This window comes from Marinobacter sp. 2_MG-2023 (assembly GCF_030546935.1).
Lineage (GTDB): Bacteria > Pseudomonadota > Gammaproteobacteria > Pseudomonadales > Oleiphilaceae > Marinobacter.
The window spans coordinates 534,182-557,957 of the sequence record NZ_JAUOPH010000003.1 but is presented as its reverse complement, the minus strand read 5'-3'; the positions used below and the strand labels follow the sequence as shown (position 1 = coordinate 557,957).

General features: G+C 53.7%; 19 protein-coding genes. 18 read left to right on the top strand and 1 reads right to left on the bottom strand.

The window, feature by feature from the left end; translation table 11 throughout:
* Positions 1-72 precede the first annotated feature (72 nt).
* Positions 73-1,344, top strand: a complete 1,272-nt coding sequence (locus Q4501_RS09895) for an MFS transporter (protein WP_303596052.1) — start codon at positions 73-75, stop codon at positions 1,342-1,344.
* On the opposite strand, the gene Q4501_RS09890 is transcribed toward Q4501_RS09895, so the two are convergent.
* Positions 1,317-2,219 carry a LysR family transcriptional regulator gene (locus tag Q4501_RS09890; RefSeq protein WP_303596051.1) on the bottom strand — a complete coding sequence of 301 codons (903 nt, stop codon included), beginning with the start codon at positions 2,217-2,219 and terminating at the stop codon, positions 1,317-1,319. The genes Q4501_RS09895 and Q4501_RS09890 overlap by 28 nt on opposite strands.
* 156 nt (positions 2,220-2,375) lie before the next feature.
* On the opposite strand from Q4501_RS09890, the gene leuC reads away from it, so the two are divergent.
* The 17 genes from leuC to lolA all read left to right on the top strand — a co-directional run bounded on the left by leuC (position 2,376) and on the right by lolA (position 23,776).
* The gene (leuC, locus tag Q4501_RS09885) at positions 2,376-3,794 is read left to right on the top strand and encodes a 3-isopropylmalate dehydratase large subunit (RefSeq protein ID WP_303596050.1); all 1,419 of its coding nucleotides are present in this window, start codon (positions 2,376-2,378) and stop codon (positions 3,792-3,794) included.
* A 21-nt stretch (positions 3,795-3,815) separates the two neighbouring features.
* Positions 3,816-4,463, top strand: a complete 648-nt coding sequence (gene leuD / locus Q4501_RS09880; RefSeq protein ID WP_303596049.1) for a 3-isopropylmalate dehydratase small subunit — start codon at positions 3,816-3,818, stop codon at positions 4,461-4,463.
* A gap of 85 nt (positions 4,464-4,548) precedes the next feature.
* The gene (leuB, locus tag Q4501_RS09875; RefSeq protein WP_303596048.1) at positions 4,549-5,622 is read left to right on the top strand and encodes a 3-isopropylmalate dehydrogenase; all 1,074 of its coding nucleotides are present in this window, start codon (positions 4,549-4,551) and stop codon (positions 5,620-5,622) included.
* Positions 5,623-5,731: 109 nt separating this feature from the next.
* Entirely contained in the window at positions 5,732-6,847 is a 1,116-nt protein-coding gene (gene asd, locus Q4501_RS09870; RefSeq protein WP_303596047.1) for an aspartate-semialdehyde dehydrogenase, read from the top strand.
* A 315-nt stretch (positions 6,848-7,162) separates the two neighbouring features.
* Entirely contained in the window at positions 7,163-10,291 is a 3,129-nt protein-coding gene (locus Q4501_RS09865; RefSeq protein WP_303596046.1) for a FimV/HubP family polar landmark protein, read from the top strand.
* A gap of 106 nt (positions 10,292-10,397) precedes the next feature.
* The gene (gene truA, locus Q4501_RS09860) at positions 10,398-11,309 is read left to right on the top strand and encodes a tRNA pseudouridine(38-40) synthase TruA (RefSeq protein ID WP_303596200.1); all 912 of its coding nucleotides are present in this window, start codon (positions 10,398-10,400) and stop codon (positions 11,307-11,309) included.
* Positions 11,306-11,935: a phosphoribosylanthranilate isomerase gene (locus Q4501_RS09855; protein ID WP_303596045.1), complete on the top strand. Its 630-nt coding sequence runs from the start codon at positions 11,306-11,308 to the stop codon at positions 11,933-11,935. The genes truA and Q4501_RS09855 overlap by 4 nt, the downstream gene beginning before the upstream one ends.
* A 4-nt stretch (positions 11,936-11,939) precedes the next feature.
* Positions 11,940-13,136 carry a tryptophan synthase subunit beta gene (gene trpB, locus Q4501_RS09850; RefSeq protein ID WP_303596199.1) on the top strand — a complete coding sequence of 399 codons (1,197 nt, stop codon included), beginning with the start codon at positions 11,940-11,942 and terminating at the stop codon, positions 13,134-13,136.
* 19 nt (positions 13,137-13,155) lie between these two features.
* Positions 13,156-13,968: a tryptophan synthase subunit alpha gene (gene trpA / locus Q4501_RS09845; RefSeq protein ID WP_303596044.1), complete on the top strand. Its 813-nt coding sequence runs from the start codon at positions 13,156-13,158 to the stop codon at positions 13,966-13,968.
* A gap of 45 nt (positions 13,969-14,013) precedes the next feature.
* The gene (gene accD, locus Q4501_RS09840; protein ID WP_303596043.1) at positions 14,014-14,940 is read left to right on the top strand and encodes an acetyl-CoA carboxylase, carboxyltransferase subunit beta; all 927 of its coding nucleotides are present in this window, start codon (positions 14,014-14,016) and stop codon (positions 14,938-14,940) included.
* Positions 14,921-16,255 (top strand): bifunctional tetrahydrofolate synthase/dihydrofolate synthase, encoded by a 1,335-nt coding sequence (gene folC, locus Q4501_RS09835; RefSeq protein WP_303596042.1) that lies wholly within the window; start codon positions 14,921-14,923, stop codon positions 16,253-16,255. Before accD ends, folC begins: the two co-directional genes overlap by 20 nt.
* A 112-nt stretch (positions 16,256-16,367) precedes the next feature.
* On the top strand, positions 16,368-17,057 hold the full coding sequence (locus tag Q4501_RS09830; protein WP_303596041.1) for an SPOR domain-containing protein: 690 nt from the start codon (positions 16,368-16,370) through the stop codon (positions 17,055-17,057).
* A gap of 91 nt (positions 17,058-17,148) precedes the next feature.
* A complete protein-coding gene (locus tag Q4501_RS09825; protein WP_303596040.1) occupies positions 17,149-17,685 on the top strand; it encodes a CvpA family protein in 537 nt (178 codons plus the stop codon).
* 34 nt (positions 17,686-17,719) lie between these two features.
* Complete coding sequence (gene purF / locus Q4501_RS09820; RefSeq protein ID WP_303596039.1) at positions 17,720-19,246, top strand: amidophosphoribosyltransferase; 1,527 nt, start codon at positions 17,720-17,722, stop codon at positions 19,244-19,246.
* 26 nt (positions 19,247-19,272) lie between these two features.
* Positions 19,273-20,508: an O-succinylhomoserine sulfhydrylase gene (locus Q4501_RS09815; protein ID WP_303596038.1), complete on the top strand. Its 1,236-nt coding sequence runs from the start codon at positions 19,273-19,275 to the stop codon at positions 20,506-20,508.
* A gap of 13 nt (positions 20,509-20,521) precedes the next feature.
* Positions 20,522-23,104 carry a DNA translocase FtsK gene (locus Q4501_RS09810; protein ID WP_303596037.1) on the top strand — a complete coding sequence of 861 codons (2,583 nt, stop codon included), beginning with the start codon at positions 20,522-20,524 and terminating at the stop codon, positions 23,102-23,104.
* A 12-nt stretch (positions 23,105-23,116) separates the two neighbouring features.
* Positions 23,117-23,776: an outer membrane lipoprotein chaperone LolA gene (lolA, locus tag Q4501_RS09805; RefSeq protein WP_303596036.1), complete on the top strand. Its 660-nt coding sequence runs from the start codon at positions 23,117-23,119 to the stop codon at positions 23,774-23,776.

Here is a 23,776-nt window from a genome sequence, read left to right as displayed (position 1 = left end):
GCAGCTTGGGCTGGCCTGGTCGTTCAAAAAACGCCCGTGAATACGTCCGTGTAGGGCTCGGTCGCGCCATCCTTGGCGCTCCACGTTTTTGAACGACCAGGCCAGCCCAAGCTAACCGGCATTCTACGTCTACCCGCCGCGTATGCCTCTCAACTATCTGAATATGCGGGGAGAACGGGTATTTACTGGCGCCTTTCCAATCTCTACTTCTGGTTTTTCGCCCTTTTGGGCGGCCTTTTGCCTTATTGGTCTTTGTACCTCCAGGGGCAGGGATTTTCCTATCTGCAAATAGCCACCTTGATGGCGACCATTCAGCTCACGAAAATTGTGGCGCCAAGCCTCTGGGGGCATCTGGGGGATAAAACCGGCCAGAGGGTCCGGCTTGTTCGTTTAGGTGCCATAACCGGTTCGTTGTTTTTTGCCGGGGTTTTTCTGGAGCCAGGGTTTTACGGGTTGTTGCTGGTGATGATGGCCTTTACGTTTTTCTGGAACGCCATTCTTCCTCTCTATGAGGTGATAACGCTGCGCTCGCTCGGTGAGCATCGCGAACGGTATGGCAAGGTCCGGCTCTGGGGCTCGGTCGGGTTTATTGGTGCTGTGGCGGGGGTTGGCCTGATTCTGGACTGGGTCTCGATCAGCTGGTTGCCTTGGCTGTTGCTGCCGGTGTTTGTTGGAATTGTCGTGTCTGCGTTTCTTTTGCCGGCTGAGCGTGGTGAACGCAAGCCTCCGGCCCCCAAGGGCAGTTTGAAGGCAATTGTGACGCATCCTGCGGTGGTCGCGTTCTTTCTGATGAATTTCCTGCTGCAGGTTTCCCACGGCGCCTACTATACGTTTTTCAGTATTCATCTGGAGCAGCACGGCTATGGCAATCTTGCGATCGGTTTGCTTTGGTCGTTAGGGGTGGTTTCAGAAATCGGGTTGTTTTTGGTTATGCACCGCTTAACCCGTAATTTTACGGTGCGGCAGATTGCGATTGGTGCGCTTGTGCTGACAATGATCCGCTGGGTATTGATCGCGGCGTTAACAGATGTCCTGGCCGTATTGCTGTTCGCGCAACTGTTACACGCGGCGTCTTACGGCGCACTTCATGCGGTTTCGGTTCAGTATGTGCAGGGCTTTTTTGGTCAGCACCACCATGGCCAGGGACAGGCGCTCTACAGTGGGCTGACGTTTGGCGCTGGTGGTGCGCTGGGCGCCTGGATGTCGGGCTTTCTGGTCGAAGGTCTCAGCACGTCTGCCGCTTTTTGGGGCGGCGCAATTGCTATGGCAATTGCGATCGTTATAACAACCCGGTGGCTTCAGGCTCCACCTGATCCCTACTCAAGGCCGTCTTCTTCTTCCTGAACAATAGATAAGAGTGCCTTAGCGGCGTTGCCGGGTTGTCTGCCGGTAAGTCCTATAGCGCCCAGCACCCGGGAAACCCGATGCTCGGCCGCTGTTTTTTTTGCCAGCACACCATCGAGTACTTTCAGGCTCCCGTCTGCCATGCTCAGGGGAAGTACGCTCCAGCCCAGGCCGACACTGGTCATCATCTTGAGGGTTTCCAGGTAGTTGGTCGGCATTTGTGGGTGCAGGGGCAGGTTTTCTTCGAGAAACAGGCGGCTTATCACACGATAGGTCGAGGTTGTCGTGTCGGGCAGTAGAGCAGGGTGTTTTGCGAGGTCAGCCAGTCTTGGCCGATCCAGAAGAGCTACAGGATGATCCGCACCTACGACGAATGCCATGGGGTCGGGCCAGTGGGCGAAAACGTCAAAACCTGGAATCATGCTGTCGCTCAGTGTGACGAAGGCGAGTTCAGCGTTGCGTTTACGCATTTGTTCATAGGCCGCGTCTGATTCCATAAACTGCAGGTTGATGGCAACCTGAGGATATTCACGCTTGAATCGGCGTAACCAGTTAGGCAGGTGGTGGAGTCCTATGTGGTGGCTGGCAATAATCTGCAATTCACCCTCAATCAAGCTTGAGTCCGGAGATAGCGCAATTCGGGCATTGTGGATTTCATCGAGAATTTTTCGGGCATGAGGCAGTAGCCTGGCACCAGAGTCAGTCATGCGTAGTTGCCGATGGCTTCGATCCACCAGGGTAGTACCAAGCTGATTTTCCAGGGCAGCGAGGCGTTTGCTGATGGCGGGCTGGGTCAGATGCAGTTGCTCGGCGGCTTCCGAGAAGGAGCCCTGATCGACAATGGTAATAAAGGCTTTAAGGGCGTTGGAATCCAATGTTCGTGGTCCTGGACGAGTTCCGGTAGGTGAAGATTAATCTATAACCATCTGGAATGCGATGAATGATAAAGATGAATTGCGGTTATTCAGGGGTGGGCGATATGATGGGCCCAGAGAATCAAAAACTGTGCCTCCAGAGAGTGAGAGAGAATCATGGCGGGTAAAACTTTATACGACAAATTGTGGGACGACCATCTGGTCAAGCAGCGGGACGATGGTTCTGCGCTGATATACATTGACCGGCAACTCCTGCACGAAGTGACATCACCTCAGGCTTTTGAGGGGCTGCGCCTTGCAAAACGCAAGCCGTGGCGCATTGATGCCAACCTGGCAACGCCAGACCACAACGTTCCGACGACTGATCGTGCGAAAGGTATTGACGGTATTGTTGATCCGGTTTCCCGTATCCAGGTGGAGACGCTTGGCAAGAACTGCGATGAGTTCGGGATTCTTGAGTTCAAGATCAAGGATCAGCGTCAGGGCATTGTGCATGTTATTGGTCCGGAACAAGGTGCAACGCTACCGGGTATGACCATTGTTTGCGGTGATTCGCATACCTCTACCCACGGTGCGTTTGGTTGTCTTGCCCACGGTATTGGTACGTCCGAGGTTGAGCATGTGCTGGCGACTCAGTGCCTGGTTCAGCAGAAAATGAAAAACATGCTGGTCAAGGTAAACGGTGAGCTGGGCAAGGGTGTGACCGGTAAGGACGTCGTACTGGCAATTATCGCCAAAATCGGTACCGCAGGCGGCACCGGCCATGCGATCGAATTTGGCGGCCAGGCCATTCAGAGCCTCAGCATGGAAGGCCGTATGACCATTTGCAACATGGCCATCGAAGCCGGTGCCCGGGTTGGTATGGTTGCCGTTGATGGAACGACCATCGATTACGTCAAGGGCCGCCCATTCGCACCCAAGGGTGAAACCTGGGACGCAGCCGTTAAATACTGGCGAACCTTGCACAGCGATATGGACGCTGTGTTTGATAAAGTGGTTGAGCTCGAAGGCGCAGATATTCTCCCGCAAGTAAGCTGGGGTACGTCTCCGGAAATGGTCACGAACGTTACCGGCAAGGTTCCGGACCCATCGAAAGAAGAAGATCCTATCAAGCGCGAAGGCATTGAGCGGGCACTGAAGTACATGGGATTGAACCCGAACCAGGCGATTACCGATATTAAGCTCGACAGGGTGTTTATCGGTTCCTGCACCAATAGCCGTATTGAAGATCTTCGTGAGGCGGCAGTTGTGGTCAAAGGCCGAAAGGTGGCTGACAGTCTAAAGCAGGCAATGGTTGTACCAGGCTCCGGACTGGTAAAAGCGCAGGCGGAAGCGGAAGGCCTCGACAAGATCTTTATCGAAGCGGGCCTCGAATGGCGTGACCCAGGTTGTTCCATGTGTCTGGCGATGAATGCAGACAAGTTGGGGCAGGGCGAACACTGTGCGTCTACGTCTAATCGCAACTTCGAGGGCCGGCAGGGCTTTGGGGGGCGCACTCATCTGGTTAGCCCGGCCATGGCAGCCGCCGCTGCAATAGCCGGCCATTTTGTTGATGTTCGCGAACTGCTGAACTGAGCCACAGGAGAGAACTGAACCATGCGCGCATTTACGCAACACCAGGGCCTTGTGGCCCCCATGGACCGTTCCAATGTGGATACGGACATGATCATTCCCAAGCAGTTTCTGAAATCTATCAAGCGTACTGGCTTCGGCCCGAACCTGTTTGATGAGCTTCGCTATCTTGACGAAGGAAAGCCTGACCAGGATTGTTCCCAGCGCCCCTTGAATCCGGATTTTGTGCTCAATCAACCTAGATACAAAAATGCCAGTGTACTTTTGGCACGCAGTAATTTTGGTTGTGGGTCCAGCCGTGAGCATGCTCCCTGGGCTCTTGATGATTACGGTTTCCGGGTTATTATTGCCCCGAGTTTCGCTGATATATTTTATAATAACTGCTTTAAGAATGGCCTGTTACCAATTGTTCTTGAAGAGAAAATTGTTGATCAGTTGTTTCAGGAGGCTGAGGCTTCGGAAGGGTATCAGCTGACGGTGGATCTGGAGGCCAGAACTGTGATCACGCCGTCTGGTGAGTCGTTCGGATTTGATGTGGATGACTTCCGTCGCCATTGCCTGCTTAACGGGCTTGATGATATTGGCGTAACACTGGAAGACGCCGAGCTGATCAAGACATACGAAGATCAGCGTCGCCAAACTGCTCCATGGTTGTTTGGCGCAGGCCAATAGGCCGCTTCGTTAACGCCCATTTCGGCGATACTTATAACTTGCCGGGTCAACCCCGACCCGGCTTACCAAGGTTTGGAAACTCATCATGTCCAGAACTGTATTACTTTTACCAGGTGACGGCATCGGCCCAGAGATTGTCGCAGAAGCCGAAAAAGTCCTGCATGCCATCAATGAGAAATTTGACCTGAAACTCAATTTTGAGTCGGGCCTGGTCGGTGGTGCCGCGTTGGACGAAACAGACAGTCCACTGCCTGAGGATACCCTCGAGAAAGCGGGTAAAGCCGATGCGATTCTTTTGGGCGCTGTAGGGGGGCCGAAATGGGACAGCTTGCCCATGGCAAAACGCCCTGAAAAAGGTTTGTTAGGTTTGCGCTCCAATCTGGAGCTGTTTGCCAATCTGCGCCCGGCAATTCTTTATCCGCAACTGGCTTCAGCTTCTTCCCTCAAGCCTGAGGTGGTTTCAGGGCTTGATATCATGATATTGCGTGAGCTCACCGGTGGTATCTATTTTGGCCAGCCGCGGGGTGTGCGTGTGCTCGAGAGTGGCGAACGCCAGGGCTATAACACCTACGCTTACACTGAATCCGAAATCCGCCGTATCGGCAGGGTGGCCTTTGAGGCCGCACAGCAGCGCAGCAAAAAACTGTGCTCGGTTGATAAGGCCAATGTGCTCGAAGTTACCGTGCTTTGGCGTGAAGTAATGAACGATCTGAAGCGCGAGTATCCGGACGTGGAACTGTCCCATATGTATGTGGATAACGCCGCAATGCAGCTGGTTCGCGCACCAAAACAGTTCGACGTGATTGTGACTGGTAATATGTTTGGTGATATTCTTTCTGACGAAGCAGCCATGCTAACAGGCTCTATAGGCATGTTGCCGTCGGCATCACTGAACTCTGAAAAACAGGGCATGTATGAGCCATGCCATGGTTCGGCTCCTGATATCGCCGGCAAGGGCATAGCCAATCCGCTGGCAACTATTCTCAGTGTTGCCATGATGTTGCGTTACAGTCTTGATGAAGAAAAGGCTGCTGCTGCAATAGAAACGGCTGTTAGCAAGGTGCTGGACCAAGGGCTGCGTACGGCGGATATCATGTCGGAAGGCAGTACTCAGGTCTCTACCCGTGAAATGGGTGAAGCGGTACTGGCTGCTCTGTAATTACGATACTGCCCGACAGCAACGCGATGCGGTTGCTGCGGGATCATTCATCCCGTCCCTGCCGGCGATATAGTCAGGGGTGGGCACAAGAGAGGTTCAAAGGTCGCACATGAAGCGAGTTGGACTTGTAGGCTGGCGCGGTATGGTGGGCTCTGTCCTCATGCAGCGTATGCGCGATGAAAGTGATTTCGCTGATATCGATCCGGTATTTTTCTCCACTTCCCAGACTGGCCAGCCAGCTCCGGACGTGGGGAAAGAGGGTGTCCCGCCATTGCAGGATGCATTCGATATCGAAACTCTGAAAACTCTGGATGTGGTGCTGACCTGTCAGGGCGGTGACTACACCAATGCGGTCTATCAGAAGCTGCGTGACGCAGGCTGGGAAGGCTATTGGATTGATGCGGCATCTACGCTGCGGATGGCGGATCACTCTGTCATTGTTCTGGACCCTGTAAATCGCAATGTCATAGACGCTGCTCTGAACAGTGGCGTGAAGGATTACATTGGTGGCAACTGCACGGTCAGTTTGATGATGCTCGCCCTCGGCGGTTTGTTGGAACAGGATCTGATTGAATGGGTTTCCCCCATGACGTATCAGGCCGCCTCCGGCTCTGGTGCCCAGAATATGCGTGAGTTGCTCAATCAGATGGGAGAACTTAACCGCAGCGTTGGAGATGAGCTGGCAAGCCCCTCTTCGGCGATTCTGGAAATTGATCGGAAAGTGACTGAAACCATGCGTTCCGATGGCTTTCCTACCGAGCACTTTCAGGTACCGCTTGCTGGAAGCCTGATTCCGTTTATCGACAAGCAGCTTGATAACGGGATGAGCAAGGAAGAGTGGAAAGCAGGTGTTGAGACCAACAAGATTCTTGGTCGCTCAGAAAAACCGATTCCGATTGATGGCCTTTGCGTGCGCATTGGCGCTATGCGCTCCCACAGTCAGGCTTTGACCATCAAACTGAAGAAAGACCTGCCGGTCGCAGAGATCGAATCCATCCTGGCCAAGGCCAACGACTGGGTTAAGGTTATCCCTAATGATCGCGACGCGACCATTGAAGAACTGACACCTGCCAAGGTGACCGGGACTCTGAGTGTGCCTATCGGGCGTATTCGCAAGCTGACCATGGGGCCTGAGTATATTTCTGCATTTACCGTAGGTGATCAGCTTCTTTGGGGAGCGGCAGAGCCGTTGCGCCGTATGTTGCGAATTCTGCAGGAACGTTAAGAATTGTTACACAGAGGCAATAAATGCCAACTGTGTCCGGTTTCAGAAAGCCGGTCAGGGGGCGGAGGCTGATTTCAGGCTCCGCCCCTGTTATTTTCAGCGAGACTAGGGAGTTCCGTGCAACAGGTAAATCAATGGTGCAACGATTGCCGCTGATTGATTGATAAAATAGGCTTTATCAACAATACTTGCCGGACTGAAAATTAAAAACACGTCATATCGAACGAGAATTCTGCAGGCGGAAGTTTAAGAGCCAAAGCAGATCCTGTTTGAAAAAAATCAGTCACGAGTAACGGGGACTGGAAAGGAAAAAGCATGAAGGTACGCAAGCTTGCGGTTGCACTGGCTCTGGCTGGAGGACTCGGATCCGGCGTCGCTCAAGCCCTCGGGCTGGGTGAAATTGAACTTCAGTCTTATCTGAATGAGCCAATGGATGCGGAAATTGTTCTGCCACAAAGCCAGGGGGTGGACCCCGGTGATGTGTTCGTGAACATAGCTCCGGAGAGGGCTTATCAACGCCTTGGTCTGCAGCGGAATCAGTTTCTTGGGAAACTTCGTTTCGATGTGGCGACCCGTTCTGATGGTAGCCTCGTTGTTAATGTCTCATCCAGAGAGCCTCTGCGAGAGCCGTACCTTAACTTTCTACTCGAGCTGACCTGGCCTAATGGCCGGCTGATGCGTGAGTATGCCGTTCTTGTAGATCCTCCGGTTTATGCCGAAGAGTCCGGTGTATCCGAGCAGGTTCGTGCGCCCTCAAGTGCCCCGGCAGCCCAGTCCGGAACATCTACGCGCAGCGCCGAATCGGTTCGTCGCCAGGCAAGGGTTGAGCAGTCACGTGCCTCAAGCGCTGGCTATGGTGCTGATACGTTCGGACCTACGGGCGCATCTGACACCTTATGGACAATCGCGGCAGAAGTGCGGCCGGATAATAGTCTGTCGATGCAGCAAGTTATGTTGGCTCTGCAGGATCTGAATCCGAACGCATTCATTGGCAATAACATCAACAGATTGAAGCGTGGCGAGGTGCTGCGTGTTCCTTCTGCGGATCAGATTCGCAGCCGTACACGAGCTGAGGCCACGCGCGCCGTTGCGCAACAGAACGAGGAATTCCAGCAGCCCAGACGCACAGTCGATGCGACGGTTGCTCCGCAGCCTGCAGACGGTGCTGGCGCTGAGGTGGCCTCATCAGGGGGTGACGAACTCAAACTTCTTGTTGCTGATGATGAGGGCGCTCGGAGCGAGACTGAAGGCGGTTCCGCTGGTGGAGACGGTCAGCTTCCAGGAGGCGCGGATGCCGGTACTGCCGTTGCCATGGAAGAACTTGAAAGTGCCCGCAGGGAAAACGACGAGCTTAACACCCGTGTTGATGACCTTCAGGATCAGGTACAAACCCTGCAGCGCTTGTTGGAGCTCAAAAACAGCCAATTAGCAGAGATTCAGCAGACAACCGTTGCAAATGATGCCGCTGACGCGGCTGAGACTGCTGACTTGGCCGAGACTGCCGACACGGCTGAGACTGCTGACATGGCCGAGACTGCTGATGCCGCAGATGACACGGCTTTGGTTTCCGGTGAAGAGGGAGTAGCGCCCGAACAGTCGGAAGAGATGGCAGGCGATGATGAGTCCATTCTTGAGCCCGGCCAGGAAAATTCTGGCGAGCCTGCAGCTGCAGTTGGCGAGATGGATGCTTCTGAATCTGACGTTGAGCAGGAATCTGTCAGCCCATCCGATGAAGCTGCGGATATGGAGCATGGAGAAGGTGATGCGGAGGGTACGGCGACAGGGGTCGAAGAGGATGCGACCAGTAATGATCTGGTCCCTGCGTCAGGTGATCAGCCTGCACAATCAGAACCGGTAGAAAAGGCGGAGGCTGAGGTTCAGCCCAAGCCGGAACCTGTAGTCGCTGACAAAGGTTTCCCGGGCAACGTGATTGATGCCATTACCGGCAACACCTTGTATCAGATCGCCCTCGGTGGCGGCCTGATAATCCTGATGCTCATTCTTCTGCTTCTAGCTCGGCGTAATGCCAAACGTGAGAAAGCATTTTACGAGCAACTCAATAACGAGCCAGATGGCGCCGAAGATTCTTTCGACCTGAGTCTGGATGAAGAGGAATCGGAGCAGGGCGCCACCGGCAATCCCCTGGAGGAAGCCGACGCCTATGTAGCTTATGGTCGATATGATCAGGCGGCGCAGACTCTGGAAACGGCTATTTCGCGGGAGCCAAGCCGTACCGACTTGCGTCTCAAATTGCTGGGTGTCTACGCAGACAATCAGGACCGCGAATCGTTCGAGAAGCAGTTTAGCGAAATTCAGATCCTGGAAGACGATGAAGCAACAGCTCAGGCAAACGAGCTTCGCTCACGTCTTGAAGAAGCAGAGTCGATGCCTAGCATTGATGATCTTGAATCTCAGCTTCGCTCCGGATCCTTGGGTGGAGAGTCAACTGCTTCAGAGCCGTTCAATGCCTCTGAAAATTTTGAAAACGCCGATACATCCTTGTCGGATGAGCTCCTTGCGGATCAGTACGACTCAAGCCGTGAAGAACAGGTTGAGAACGAGTTCGGTGATTTCGATTCTGATCTGGCTGATTTCGACCTCGATACACTTGAAGAGTCAGAGAAGTCTGCTGATGCACAAGACAACGAGGCGGAGAAGAGTAGCAGCGACGATCTGATCGAATATGATCTGACGGGATTAGAGCTTTCAAAGGCGAAAGATGGTGCTGATGCAGATCAACCTGAAGAGGAAAGTGATTTCTCCTCTCTCGAAATAGATCTCGATGAACCTGAAGAACCGAAAGAACCTCTGGCTGACCTGGCCCCCGAAAAAGCCCCGGAAACTGCGCCTGAAACAGAAAGCGCGGCGATTGATTCGCTTGATGAATCTTTCCTTGATGAGCTGGATGCTGAACTGGACAAGGTCGCCAATGAAGAAGACGAGCTTGGTGAATTGGAGATGGAAGAGTCCACGCTTGATGATCTTGAGCTGGATGTGTCTGATGAGGATCTTGCCTTGATGGGAGAATTCTCGGATTCTGCAGATTCTGCCAACGCGAGCTTTGAGGACGATGAGCTGTCCCTGGAAGACGAACTCTCCCTGGATGACGCGCTCAGCGAAGACGACCTGGCAAACGAAGATGGCGCACCTGAGGAATTGACCGAAGAGCCGTCCGACGAAGATCTGCCGGTGGCTTCCGACGAAGTTCAGGACGCCGTTACGAAATCACCTGTTGCTGAGATTGATGAAAATGATCTGGGTGACGACGATGATTTCGATTTCCTCGCAGGAACTGACGAAGCAGCGACCAAGCTGGATCTCGCAAGAGCCTACATTGAAATGGGTGACAGCGATGGGGCTCGGGACATTCTCGAAGAGGTTGCTCTTGAAGGGGACGACGAGCAAAAAGCTGAAGCTCAGGATTTGCTTAAAAATCTGTCCTGATCCGCTATAATCAGACTATTGAGTCAGCAAGCGCCGGCCGCCGGGAATTGTCCCGGCATTCAGCCGGCGTTTTGTGTTTTCAGCAACATACTTCCCGGATGTACATTTGTTTCTCTACCCGCAGGAACTTACAACGGATAACGCTATCGGCGGCGGACGGGTCGCGTTGGCTTTCGAGTATGACGGCCGCAATTTCCATGGTTGGCAGCTTCAGAAATCGGGAGTTCGTTCGGTTGAGGCCGAGCTCACCAAGGCTGTAACGAAAGTCGCTGACCATCCAGTAGATCTTGTATGCGCCGGGCGCACTGATGCCCGTGTGCATGCTAGCTATCAGGTTGTGCATTTCGAAACATCTGCTATCCGCAACCTTCGCTCATGGGTTATGGGTATCAATACCTCTCTGCCATTCGACATTGCTGTTCACTGGGCAGGAAATGGCGGTGCCGATTTCCATGCGCGTTTCTCTGCGGTGTACCGGCGTTATCGCTACGTTATCTACAATAGCCCGGTGCGGCCTGGTATTCAGCGCGGACAGGTGAGCTGGACATTTCGTGAGCTGGATGCGGAGCGCATGCATATTGCAGCCCAGGCCCTTGTCGGAGAGCATGATTTTTCGTCGTTTCGTGCTGCTGGCTGTCAATCCCGGACACCTGTTCGGTTTCTTGAACAGATAAAGGTAACCCGGAAAGGGAATTTCGTCGTAATTGATGTGCAGGCCAATGCTTTTCTGCATCACATGGTTCGGAATATTGCCGGAGCACTCATGGCTGTAGGTACTGGAAATCAGCCGGAGAACTGGATTCGTGACATACTGCTTGCAAAAGATCGCACGCTTGCAGGTGTAACGGCTCCGCCAGATGGCTTGTATCTGGTTGATGTAGGATATCCCGATGATTTTTCAATACCTGCTGCAGAGTGTGGCCCGGGGTTTCTCCGGCCCTGGTTCAGCCGGGCAGAAAATAGTCCGGTGCATCCGACGCACATCCACCCGAAACAACAACCGGTAACAGTGCTATGAATACACGCGTCAAAATTTGTGGTCTGACTCGTGTTCAAGATGTGAAAGCTGCGGTAGAGAGCGGGGCTGATGCCTTGGGGTTCGTGTTCTACGAGCCTAGCTCACGCGCGGTTACGGTTGCTGATGCCGAGGTGCTCGTCAGACAGGTACCTGCATTTGTGTCAGTTGTTGGATTGTTCGTGAACCCATCAGCAGAGCAGGTCAGGGAAGTCCTAGATCGAATTCCGCTGGACTTGCTTCAGTTTCATGGCGATGAGACGGCAGATTTTTGCAGTCAGTTCGGTCGCCGTTGGATCAAGGCTGTGCGTGTTCAGAGTGCGGAGCAGATTGAACAGGCGTTCACAGAATACCAGTCATCAGCGGGTCTTTTGGTGGATGCATGGGACCCTGACCATTATGGCGGTACCGGTCGATCATTCAATTGGGACCTGGTCCCGCTAGAACGTCCCTTGCCACTTATATTGGCCGGTGGATTGTCATCTGATAACGTATTCAAGGCGGTAGAGCAGGTGAAACCCTGGGCTGTAGATGTCAGCGGCGGCGTTGAGAAAAGCAAAGGCATTAAAGACATCGAAAAAATTTCTGACTTTATTAAAGAGGTCCACCGTGTCTGTAAAATTGACTGAAGAAATGCTTACTGCACTACCTGATAACAGAGGGCATTTCGGTGCCTTTGGAGGTCGGTTCGTATCCGAGACTCTGATGGACTCCCTGATGATTCTGGAAAAGGAGTACCTTCGACTCAAGAAGGATCCGGAATTCCAGGCAAAGTTTGACAAGGATCTCGCAGATTACGTCGGTCGCCCCAGCCCACTGTACTTTGCCGAGCGCCTTACCCGCGAAACCGGAGGCGCGCAGATCTGGCTCAAGCGCGAAGATCTCAACCATACCGGTGCGCACAAGGTTAACAACACGATTGGCCAGGCCCTGCTGGCCAGCTTTCTGGGCAAAAAGCGAATTATCGCTGAAACGGGTGCCGGACAGCATGGTGTTGCGACTGCAACCGTGTGTGCCCGCCTGGGACTGGAATGCCACGTATTTATGGGCGCAGAAGATGTGCAGCGTCAGTCGCTTAACGTCTATCGTATGAAGCTTCTGGGGGCACAGGTGCATGCGGTTGAGAGCGGAACCCGCACACTCAAAGATGCAATGAACGATGCTATGCGCGACTGGGTTACTTATGTTGATGAGACATTCTATATCATCGGCACTGTTGCCGGGCCACATCCATACCCCTTGCTGGTTCGGGATTTCCAGTCAGTGATCGGACGTGAAACCCGCAGTCAGTCCCTGGAAAAGACAGGAAAACTCCCGGATGCGCTGGTCGCTTGTGTTGGTGGTGGATCCAACGCCATTGGCATGTTTTACCCGTTCCTGACGGATGAATCTGTGCAACTCTACGGCGTTGAAGCCGGTGGGCTTGGCATTGAAACCGGACAGCACGCAGCGCCGCTCTGTGCCGGGCGCCCTGGTGTACTCCATGGCAACCGTACATATCTTATGGAAGATGAGAACGGGCAGATTGCAGGCACCCATTCGGTCAGTGCAGGTCTGGATTACCCAGGCGTTGGGCCAGAGCATAGCTGGTTGAAAGATATCGGGCGCGCGAACTACGTTTCCGTTACGGACGACGAAGCGCTGGAAGCTTTTCGTATGCTGACCCTGGTCGAGGGCATCATGCCAGCACTGGAAACTGCCCACGCAGTGGCTTATGCAGTCAAACTTGCGGCTACGATGGATAAAGACCAAATGGTTGTCATTAACATATCCGGACGCGGCGACAAAGATATTCATACCGTTGCGCAGTTGGATGGTATCGAACTCTGATGAATCGACAGGAGCAGGCATGAGCCGAATTGAAGGGGTTCTAAAGACCCTCAAAGGACAAGGACGCAAGGCACTAATTCCATTTATCACTGCCGGTGACCCGCATCCGGATGAGACAGTTGGTTTGATGCACACTATGGTTGATGCGGGTGTGGATATTATTGAATTGGGCGTGCCTTTTTCTGATCCGATGGCCGACGGTCCGGTTATTCAGCTGGCCTGTGAGCGCGCGCTCAAACACGGCACATCTTTGCGTCGCGTCCTGGCGATCGTGCGAGAGTTCCGAGAAACCAATGACACAACCCCTGTTGTGCTGATGGGTTACCTTAACCCCATTGAGGCCATGGGTTATGAAACCTTTGCCGACGCGGCTGTGGAGGCTGGCGTAGACGGAGTTCTTACGGTGGATCTGCCGCCGGAGGAAGCCGATGATGTTGCGCCTCTGTTTTCCCAGAGGGGGCTGGATCCGGTTTTCCTGCTGGCGCCAACGACGACTGATGAAAGAATTCGTGCTATTGCCGATCACTCTTCGGGATATGTGTACTATGTTTCATTCAATGGCGTGACCGGAGCTGCCAGAATAAACGTAGACGAAGTCGCCGCAAAAGTAGCTCATATTCACGAATTAACGGCTTTGCCTGTAGGTGTTGGCTTTGGGATTCGCGATGCGGAAACAGCGGCTGCCGTGGGACGGGTATCCGATGGTGTAATTGTTGGCAGTGTGCTGGTCGATACAATAGCCAAAAATCAGGCAGACATCGAAGCTCTGAAACGGGCACTGACCGATCTGCTCAACCCGATGCGCGAAGCACTGGACAGCCTGGCTTCCTGATCCTGAAGGTGAAGGTGAGTCAGAATCAAAGGACAGGATATAACCATGAGTAACTGGCTTGACAAGATAATGCCGGGCAAAATTCGCTCGGAATCCAATCGCAGAACAGGTGTTCCGGAAGGTCTCTGGAAAAAGTGCCCGAAATGCGGCGCCTTTCTATACAAGCCGGAACTGGAGAAGAACCTGGATGTTTGCCCCAAGTGCAACCATCACCTGAGAGTCGATGCTCGCCGGCGCCTCGATATTTTTCTTGATGCCGAAGGGCGTGAAGAAATCGGAGCCGGTCTTGAGCCTTGGGATCGGCTGAAGTTCAAGGACTCCAAGCGTTACAAGGATCGCCTGGTACAAGCTCAAAAAGCTACGGGTGAGAAAGATGCGCTTGTCGCGATGAAGGGCAAAACGCTGAATGTCCCTTTGGTCGCTTGTTCCTTCGAATTCAATTTCATGGGCGGCTCCATGGGGCAGGTTGTTGGTGAAAAGTTTGTCCAGGCTGCCAACGTAGCACTGGCTGAGCGTATCCCCCTGGTCTGTTTTTCCGCGAGCGGCGGCGCTCGTATGCAGGAAGCCATTCTTTCCCTGATGCAGATGTCAAAAACGGCTGCCGTGCTTGAACGTATGAAACAGGAAGGTATTCCGTACATCTCCGTCATGACCGACCCTGTTTTTGGTGGTGTGTCCGCAAGCCTTGCAATGCTGGGCGACCTTAATATTGCAGAACCCAATGCACTGATCGGATTTGCCGGCCCGCGGGTTATCGAGCAGACGGTCCGGGAAAAGCTGCCCGAAGGTTTCCAGCGCAGTGAATTCCTGTTGGAGCATGGTGCAATTGATATGATTCTGCATCGCCACCAGATGCGTGAGCGTATTGCACATGTCCTGGCCAAGTTCACCGGGCAAGAACGGCCCGATACGGAAGACCCCATAGAATTTGAAATATCGGAAAAGCCAGACATTGAGCCAGCCGCAGAATAAACAGAAATCCCGCCCTCCTGAAGCACCGGGGGGCGGGGCGACAGTTGATCAGTGGCTGTCCTGGCTTGAACTGATACACCCTACCGAAATAGACCTGGGGCTTGACCGGGTTCTGGTGGTACTTCGTCGCCTGTTCCGCAAGAAGCCTGCGGTACGGGTCGTTACCGTCGCCGGTACCAACGGGAAGGGCAGCACGGTTGCGACGCTCGAAGCACTTCTTCAGGCAGCCGGGCGGCGAACTGGCGCCTACACATCTCCCCATCTACAGAAATATAACGAACGCATACGTATCGACGGCCAGGACATTGATGATGCGGGTCTGGTCTGTGCGTTCGAAAAAGTGGAAGCTGCTCGTGGCTCAGTAACACTGACTTATTTTGAATTTGGCACACTGGCGGCTTTTGTTGCGCTGGCCGAAGCTGGTGTGCAGGACTGGATTCTTGAGGTTGGCCTTGGCGGCCGCCTTGATGCGGTTAATGTTTTAGATGCCAGCCTGGCGATTATAACGTCCATCGACATTGATCACGTGGCGTTTCTTGGAGATAACCGTGAGGTTATCGGTTTTGAGAAAGCCGGGATTCTTCGCCCTGGAATACCCGCGGTCGTTGCCGATGTTGATGCTCCGCGCTCCGTTATTCAGCAGGCAGAGGCTCAGAAGGTAGCGCTCATTCTTGGGGGGCGGGACTATACCATCCAGGAGGCCAGAGAGGATTCCGGCGACATCACCACAAGGCTTCATGTACAGGAGGCCAGGTTCAGATTGCCGTCTGGGCCTCTTCCAGTTCAGAGTGTCGCTGCGGCAGTGGTAGCAGTGCGTGTACTCGAGCCTGGTCTCGAAAAAGACGTGATCGAGACAGCTCTGTGTGGTGTCAAGGTGCCAGGACGGTTCGAGCGCCTGGGACGCAATCCGGATCTGTATGTGGATGTAGGCCATAATCCTCACGCTGCTGGCTGGCTTTGCAAAAGGCTCCAGGCATTGAAGGGTGAAGATCAGAAGGTTTTCGCGGTTTATGCCGCTCTTGCCGATAAAGACGTGGAGGGCGTGGCCAGCGCTATGGCTCCGGTTGTTGATGACTGGTATCTGGCAGGACTTGATGTTCCCAGAGGTTTGGATTCCGTCGCTTTGTGGCAAAGACTGGAGTCCGGGTCGCTGTTTGGTAAGCTGCACGACGGGAGTAGCAGCCCCCAGGTCAAAGCCTATAGTTCTGTGGCCGCAGCAATTTCCGAGGCAAAGGCTAACGCAGGAGAAAAGGACATCATCATTGTATTTGGTTCTTTTTTTACTGTCGCAGAAGCACGCACTTTGCTCCTTTGAGCGAGTGAACCCGGGCGCCTTAAACTTTGTCCATAGCGGTTCCCGGGGCTTTGAGTTATGGCATGCAGGCGGTTAGTATGTGCTGGGTCAACCAGGCGGGGAGTCAAATAACGTGGATGGATTGAAACAAAGAATAATCGGTGCGCTGGTCCTGGTTTCACTGGCCGTTATCTTTGTGCCCATGGTGTTCGATGAACCTCACTCTGAGCGAACGTCTACTACGATCAATATTCCCGAAGAACCGCCTTTCCCGGAAGTTGAAGCTCCCGTTTCGGATGTGGCACCTCCGCCTCCTTACCAGCAAGATGAGCCTGCAACAGCAGACTCGGGCGTCCAAGACTACCGAATTCTTGAAAGTGATGAATCGGCGCTTCAGCCTGTACCTGATAGCACTGCAAACCCTGAGCCTCAGGCGACGGAATCGGTACAAACTGAGCCTGCTCCCTCTCCGTCTGTCTCTCCAACTACCGCTGCAGCTCCGCAAGAAAAGCCAAGCGCACCCGCACAAACTGAGCCGTCTGCACAGACCGAACAAGAAAGTGCCGAGTTTACCCGTTCCCTGGAAGGTGCATGGGTTGTGCAGTTAGGCAGCTTTGGTAACGGCGACAACGCTCGTCGTCTCAGGGACAAGGTGCGCGAGAAGGGCTACAATTCCCACCTTCAGGAGGTCGTTCGGGGCGACAGCACGCTTACGCGGGTCTTCAGTGGACCATTTGCCGAGAAAACCGAGGCAGAATCAGCAAAACGTGCACTGGATAAGGCGTTTAGCTTGAACAGTCTTGTCACATCTGGCGATAAATAACCTTTTCACACTGCTTTATGTGGTTCCGGCGGTTTGGCGAACCGGCGTTTCCTGATAGAATTCGCGCTTCCTTTTCTCCACCGGGATTTCCATGGAAGCGCTGATCTGGATTGACTGGGTTATAATTGCCCTGATTTCAGTTTCCACTCTCATCAGTTTGAAGCGGGGCTTCGTGAAAGAAGCGCTGTCTCTTGTGACGTGGGTGGGTGCATTTATTCTTGCGCGAACCTTTCATCCCCAGATGCAGGCCCTGCTTGAGGGCACAGTTGAAACGCCGTTGGTGCGTCTTATTGCTGCCTTTGCCATTCTCTTTTTTGGTACGCTCATCGTTGGAGCTATCATAAACAACATGATCGGACACCTCGTTCGTGCAACGGGTCTCTCTGCGACGGACAGGGTATTGGGCATGGGGTTTGGCCTTCTGCGGGGAATTGTTGTAGTGATCGTTGCGATCGCATTTATCCGTTACACCCCTTTGGCTCAGGATACCTGGTGGAGGACGTCAATCATGATCGACCGCCTGGCAGTAGTCGAAGATTGGTCCAGGCGAACGTTTGGTGACGAGTTCGCCCGTTTCCTGGAGCCGGAACCTCAAAAGGCCGTGGAACCCACGTCCGCATCCCGCTAACATTCAGAATTAACACTCGGAGATTACCTTATCCATGTGTGGCATTGTCGGCATCGTCAGTACTTCTCACGTAAATCAGTCGCTCTATGATGCGCTGACTGTACTTCAGCACCGGGGCCAGGATGCAGCGGGCATTGTTACCTTCCAGGATGAACGCTTCTATCTGCGCAAGGACAATGGACTGGTTCGCGATGTATTCCATACTCGCCATATGCAGCGTTTGGTCGGCAATGTCGGAATAGGTCATGTGCGGTATCCGACTGCGGGCAGCTCCAGTTCTTCTGAGTCACAGCCCTTTTATGTGAACAGCCCGTACGGCATTACCTTGGCTCACAACGGTAACCTCACCAACGCCGATGAATTGAGCCAGGATCTGTTCCGTACAGACCTTCGCCATATCAATACCAATTCGGATTCAGAAGTGCTGCTGAACGTTTTTGCGCACGAGCTGCAAAAGCTGCGCAAGCTTGATCCGACCAAGGAAGAAGTATTCTCGGCAGTCAGAGCGGTTCACCAGCGTTGCCGCGGTGCCTACGCGGTTATTGCGATGATTACCGGGTACGGCATCGTCGGCTTCCGCGATCCAAATGGTATCCGTCCGGCCTGTTACGGTGAACGTACTTCCGAGAGCGGCCGGAAGGAATACATGATTGCTTCCGAGAGCGTTGCGCTAAGCGCAGCCGGGTACACACTGGTAAGAGACATAGCACCAGGCGAGGCCGTTTACATCGAAACTGATGGCACTCTTTACACTCAGCAGTGTGCACACGAACCCCGCCTGTACCCGTGTATTTTCGAGCATGTTTATTTTGCAAGGCCGGATTCCATCATGGATGGCGTCTCCGTCTACAAGGCGAGGCTACGGATGGGTGAAACTCTGGCAGATAAGATTCTGCGAGAATGCCCGGACCATGACATAGATGTCGTTATGCCCATTCCTGATACCAGCCGGACCTCGGCAATGCAGATGGCGCACCGGCTGGGCGTGAAATTCCGCGAGGGCTTTATCAAAAACCGGTATATCGGCCGCACTTTCATTATGCCTGGCCAGACCATGCGTAAAAAATCTGTGCGTCAGAAGCTGAACCCCATTGATCTGGAGTTCAAAGGCAAAAACGTCATGCTGGTTGATGATTCCATTGTCCGCGGCACCACCTGCAAAGAGATTGTGCAGATGGCCAGAGACGCCGGCGCACGAAAGGTTTACTTCGCATCTGCTGCGCCACCGGTTCGATACCCCAATGTATACGGCATAGATATGCCGTCGGCCAGTGAGTTGATTGCTCACGAAAGAAGTGTTGAGGAGATTCGCGATCTGATCGGAGCCGATTGGCTGCTGTATCAGGATCTGGAGGATCTGGTGACTTGTGTCAGCGATGTAAACGAGAGCATAGAAGGGTGGGAGTGTTCTGTGTTCACCGGGGACTATATAACCGGTGATATTGATGAGGCCTATCTCAATCGCCTTGATGAGTCCCGTAATGATGTCACCCGCTCAGGGGATGTTAACACCGGGTCAGCTGATAACGGCATCATCGACCTCTACAACGACGAAGACTGAACAGCAAGCCTTGTCAGGAGACGCTAATGACTTTTTACCGCGAAGAAACCGCCCAGATTCCTGAATCGGATCTGGACGGAATGTCTCTGGATACATTGGCGGTGAGGGCAGGGCAGCTCCGAACTGGCCAGCTTGAACACAGTGATGCAATTTTTCCGACCTCGAGTTTTGTCTACAATAGTGCGGCTCAGGCAGCAGCGCGTTTCGGGGGAGATGAGCCGGGCAATATATACTCCCGATTCACCAATCCGACGGTTCAGGCTTTCGAGGGGCGCATCGCGGCGATGGAAGGCGGAGAGCGTGCTGTAGCGACAGCATCGGGTATGGCCGCCATTCTCAGCACCTGCATGGCGCTGCTGAAGAGCGGTGACCATGTTATCTGTTCTCGTGGCGTTTTCGGAACGACCAACGTGTTGTTTCAGAAATACATGGCCAGGTTTGGCGTAGAAACAACCTTTGTAAGTCTTACTGATACGCAAGAGTGGACCGCCGCGATACGACCAGCCACGCGTATGCTGTTTATCGAGACCCCATCGAACCCGCTTTGTGAAGTTGCCGATATGGAGGCACTGGCGAAGCTTGCCCACGATAATGACGCACTGTTCGTGGTGGATAACTGTTTTTGTACGCCCGTGCTACAGCGCCCTCTGGAACATGGTGCGGACATAGTTGTTCATTCTGCAACCAAGTATCTGGATGGACAGGGCCGTTGTGTAGGCGGTGTAGTTGTTGGCGCAACAAAGCTCATGGAAGAAGTCTACGGTTTTCTCAGATCTGCCGGCCCCACTATGAGCCCCTTTAACGCCTGGGTTTTCCATAAGGGGCTGGAAACCTTACCAATCCGTATGCGAGCCCACTGCGACAATGCGTTAGAGTTGGCCGTATGGCTTGAGCAGCAACCGGAAGTCGAACACGTTTATTACGCCGGACTGGAAAGCCACCCGCAGCATGCACTTGCCAAAAAGCAGCAAAAAGGTTTTGGTGGCGTGCTGGCGTTTTGCCTCAAAGGTGGTCGGGAGGAAGCCTGGGAATTCATCGATGCAACACGGATGATTTCAATTACAGCTAACCTTGGTGACGTGAAAACGACGATTACCCATCCGGCGACCACGACACACGGGCGGCTCTCTCCCGAAGACAAATCCAGAGCTGGCATTACAGAAAACCTTCTGAGACTCTCGGTTGGTATCGAAGCAGTCGAAGACCTGAAAGCAGATTTGTACAGAGGCTTTCAGGCGCTTCAGAACGCAAGCAACACTTAACGTTTGAGCATTCATGGCCGAATCTGCAAAAGCGAAGAAATCACCACAGCAACTGACAGAGAAACAGCTCCGCTTTCGCCGCCTTGCAGCTCAGGGCGCGCGCGAAGGTGCAGTGATTGGCCTGGTAGCGCTGTGCATCTATCTGGCCATGGCGCTGGTTACTTTTAACCCCGCAGACCCTGGCTGGGCCAGCATTGGCCATGATACCAGCGTACTTAATTCAGCCGGCCGCTCCGGAGCTTGGCTTGCTAGCCTGCTGAGAGATTTTTTCGGCCACGTAGCCTACCTGTTCCCGGTGATGGTCGCAGGGTACGCTATCATGTTGTTCCGCTGCAGAAACGAACCGCTGGATCTACATTGGCCGTTGTTTTTAATGAGGTTCGGCGGCTTCCTTCTGATTTTGTTATCAGCGACCAGCCTTCTGTCCCTTTATTCGGTATTTGGACTGGGGGCCACGTCGGGCGGTGTGCTTGGAACCACAGTCGCGGACGCCATGGTCCGTTTCTTTAATCTTCCGGCAACAACACTACTGCTTATTGCTATATTTCTCTTCGCATTGACGGTTACCCTCAGCCTTTCATGGTTCTGGCTGATGGATCAACTGGGCGGCCTTGCTATTCGTCTGGGTCAGGCGCTGAAGAAACTGGCGACGCCGGATAAATCCAGGCCGGCGTCCGAGAAACCTGCAATACCTGCAAAAACAGCCCATAGCCCCGCACCTGGGCCTGAACCCGAGCAAGAAAAGGCACGCGGGCGTTGGTGGCACAAAATCCCTGGCTTTGGCCCGAACAAGAAAGCCAGATCGGAAAAGCCAACGAAGGGGCGCCTGGAGCCAGCCCTTGAAGGTTTCTCTGCTGACGAGGAAGCAGAGCCAGCACGCCTGGAAAGCTTCAGTTCCAGAGATGAAGCACCCTCGAAAAGAAATGCACAGCCGAGTGCGTCTGTTAAAGAGAAGGCGCCTTCTGCTAAAGAAAAAGCACCTTCCGGGAGCGGCCGCTCCCTGAAGATCTCGCCGTTCAAAAAAGATGAACAGACACCGCATGCCGGCAACGCTAAAAACTCGCAACCTTCGTTGCTTGAGGACATAGAGAGCCCGATCCCTCCTGTCTCACTGCTTGACCCGCCAGAGGAACACAAAGAAAGCGGCTATTCCGAGGAGGCGCTGGAGCATATGTCGCGCCTGCTTGAGGAAAAGCTGGCCGACTTCGGCGTGTCGGTTGAGGTTGTTGAAGTTAACCCGGGACCGGTGATTACCCGGTTTGAGATAAAGCCGGCTGCGGGGGTTAAAGTCAGTAAAATTTCCAACCTGGCAAAGGATCTTGCGCGGTCCCTGGCTGTGCTCAGCGTTCGGGTTGTGGAGGTAATCCCGGGTAAATCCGTCGTCGGTATCGAAATCCCCAATGAGAAGCGGGAGATTGTTCGCCTTAGTGAGGTTTTGAGCGCAAGAGTGTTCACCGAGTCCAGCTCGGCACTGACAATGGCACTGGGTAATGACATAGGTGGGAACCCGATGGTGGCAAACCTCGCCAAGATGCCCCATCTGCTGGTTGCTGGTACCACCGGGTCTGGTAAATCGGTAGGGGTCAACGCCATGTTGCTGAGTATGTTGCTCAAGGCCGGCCCGGAAGACGTACGTTTCATCATGGTCGACCCCAAGATGCTGGAGCTAAGCATCTACGACGGAATTCCCCATCTGTTGGCCCCGGTCGTTACAGACATGAAAGAAGCCGCAAATGCGCTGCGCTGGTGTGTGGCTGAAATGGAACGAAGATACCGTTTAATGGCGGCTCTGGGTGTCCGAAACCTGGCTGGCTACAACAGGAAGCTGAAAGACGCTGCGGCGGCTGGCGAACCTCTTCTTGATCCACTCTGGAAGCCAGATGAATATCTGGCCAATGACGAACAGGAACGCCCGGAACTGGATCATTTGCCTTTTATTGTGGTGGTTATCGACGAATTTGCCGACATGATGATGATTGTTGGTAAAAAGGTTGAAGAGTTGATCGCCCGGATTGCCCAGAAGGCGAGGGCGGCAGGTATCCATCTGATACTTGCAACCCAGCGGCCATCAGTGGATGTCATCACGGGCCTGATCAAGGCCAACATTCCAACGAGAATGTCGTTCCAGGTCTCTTCCAAGATCGACTCACGCACAGTGCTGGATCAGGGTGGTGCCGAGCAGCTTCTTGGGCACGGTGACATGCTTTACCTGCCGCCGGGCTCCGGGCTACCTGTCCGCGTCCACGGGGCCTTTGTAGACGATGATGAGGTTCACCGTGTGGTGAGCGCCTGGAAGGCCAGGGGTGAACCCGTGTATGTGGATGATGTTCTCAACGGCGCTGAGGGTGAAAGTCTGCCCGGTGTGCCCACATTATCTGACGGTGGCGATAGCGAGGGTGATGCACTGTTTGATGAAGCCGTCGCTTTTGTGACAGAGGGGCGCCGGGTGTCGATATCCTCCGTGCAGAGAAAGTTCAAGATAGGTTACAACAGGGCGGCCAATCTGGTTGAGGCCATGGAAGCGTCGGGAGTGGTCAGTTCAGCGGGCCATAATGGCGCCCGTGAGGTTCTGGCGCCGCCCCCACCAAGAGATTAGGAGTCGTATACTATGCAACAGATTTTTCTGAAACCCCTGGCGACCGTCTCGGCAGCGTTGATTATGGCTCTTGTGTTCAGTAGTTCACTAATGGCTGCAGACACAGAAGGTACAGCGGCTGAGCTCGCCTCTTTGTTAAAAAGCTACGAAACGTATCAGGCCGATTTCATTCAGATCGTGGTCAATGAAAACGGCAGTAAGGTGCAGGAATCCCGTGGTTCACTGAAAGCCAAAAGGCCAGGTCTGTTTTACTGGGAAACTCAGGCACCTCTATCCCAGTACATTGTCAGTAACGGCCAAAGCGTGGAAGTGTTCGACCCCGACCTTGAGCAGGTAACCGTGCACAACCTGGACGACCGTGTTCAGACCACACCTGCGCTGTTGCTCAGCGGAGAAGTTGATAACCTCGAAGACACCTATCGGGTTTCCGGTCGTCAGGTCGGTGATCACACGAGGGAATTCACTCTTGAGCCCAAAAGTGAAGACTCCCTTTTCGTATCCTTGAGGCTGACGTTCTTCAAGAACGAACTGCAAGAAATGCGCATGCAGGATTCTCTGTCTCAGCTTAGCGTGCTCAGCTTTAATGACATTAAGCTTAACGAAAGCGTCGACGACAGCGCTTTTACGCTTGAGTATCCGGAGGACGTTGACGTAATCCGGGACGAAGGCTGA

Bases quoted from the DNA above. Each gene is read 5' to 3' on its own strand.
- leuC (WP_303596050.1), top strand. From the start codon at position 2,376: ATGGCGGGTAAAACTTTATACGACAAATTGTGGGACGACCATCTGGTC.
- leuD (WP_303596049.1), top strand. From the start codon at position 3,816: ATGCGCGCATTTACGCAACACCAGGGCCTTGTGGCCCCCATGGACCGT.
- leuB (WP_303596048.1), top strand. From the start codon at position 4,549: ATGTCCAGAACTGTATTACTTTTACCAGGTGACGGCATCGGCCCAGAG.
- asd (WP_303596047.1), top strand. From the start codon at position 5,732: ATGAAGCGAGTTGGACTTGTAGGCTGGCGCGGTATGGTGGGCTCTGTC.
- Q4501_RS09865 (WP_303596046.1), top strand. From the start codon at position 7,163: ATGAAGGTACGCAAGCTTGCGGTTGCACTGGCTCTGGCTGGAGGACTC.
- Q4501_RS09855 (WP_303596045.1), top strand. From the start codon at position 11,306: ATGAATACACGCGTCAAAATTTGTGGTCTGACTCGTGTTCAAGATGTG.
- trpB (WP_303596199.1), top strand. From the start codon at position 11,940: ATGCTTACTGCACTACCTGATAACAGAGGGCATTTCGGTGCCTTTGGA.
- trpA (WP_303596044.1), top strand. From the start codon at position 13,156: ATGAGCCGAATTGAAGGGGTTCTAAAGACCCTCAAAGGACAAGGACGC.
- accD (WP_303596043.1), top strand. From the start codon at position 14,014: ATGAGTAACTGGCTTGACAAGATAATGCCGGGCAAAATTCGCTCGGAA.
- Q4501_RS09825 (WP_303596040.1), top strand. From the start codon at position 17,149: ATGGAAGCGCTGATCTGGATTGACTGGGTTATAATTGCCCTGATTTCA.
- purF (WP_303596039.1), top strand. From the start codon at position 17,720: ATGTGTGGCATTGTCGGCATCGTCAGTACTTCTCACGTAAATCAGTCG.
- Q4501_RS09815 (WP_303596038.1), top strand. From the start codon at position 19,273: ATGACTTTTTACCGCGAAGAAACCGCCCAGATTCCTGAATCGGATCTG.
- Q4501_RS09810 (WP_303596037.1), top strand. From the start codon at position 20,522: ATGGCCGAATCTGCAAAAGCGAAGAAATCACCACAGCAACTGACAGAG.
- lolA (WP_303596036.1), top strand. From the start codon at position 23,117: ATGCAACAGATTTTTCTGAAACCCCTGGCGACCGTCTCGGCAGCGTTG.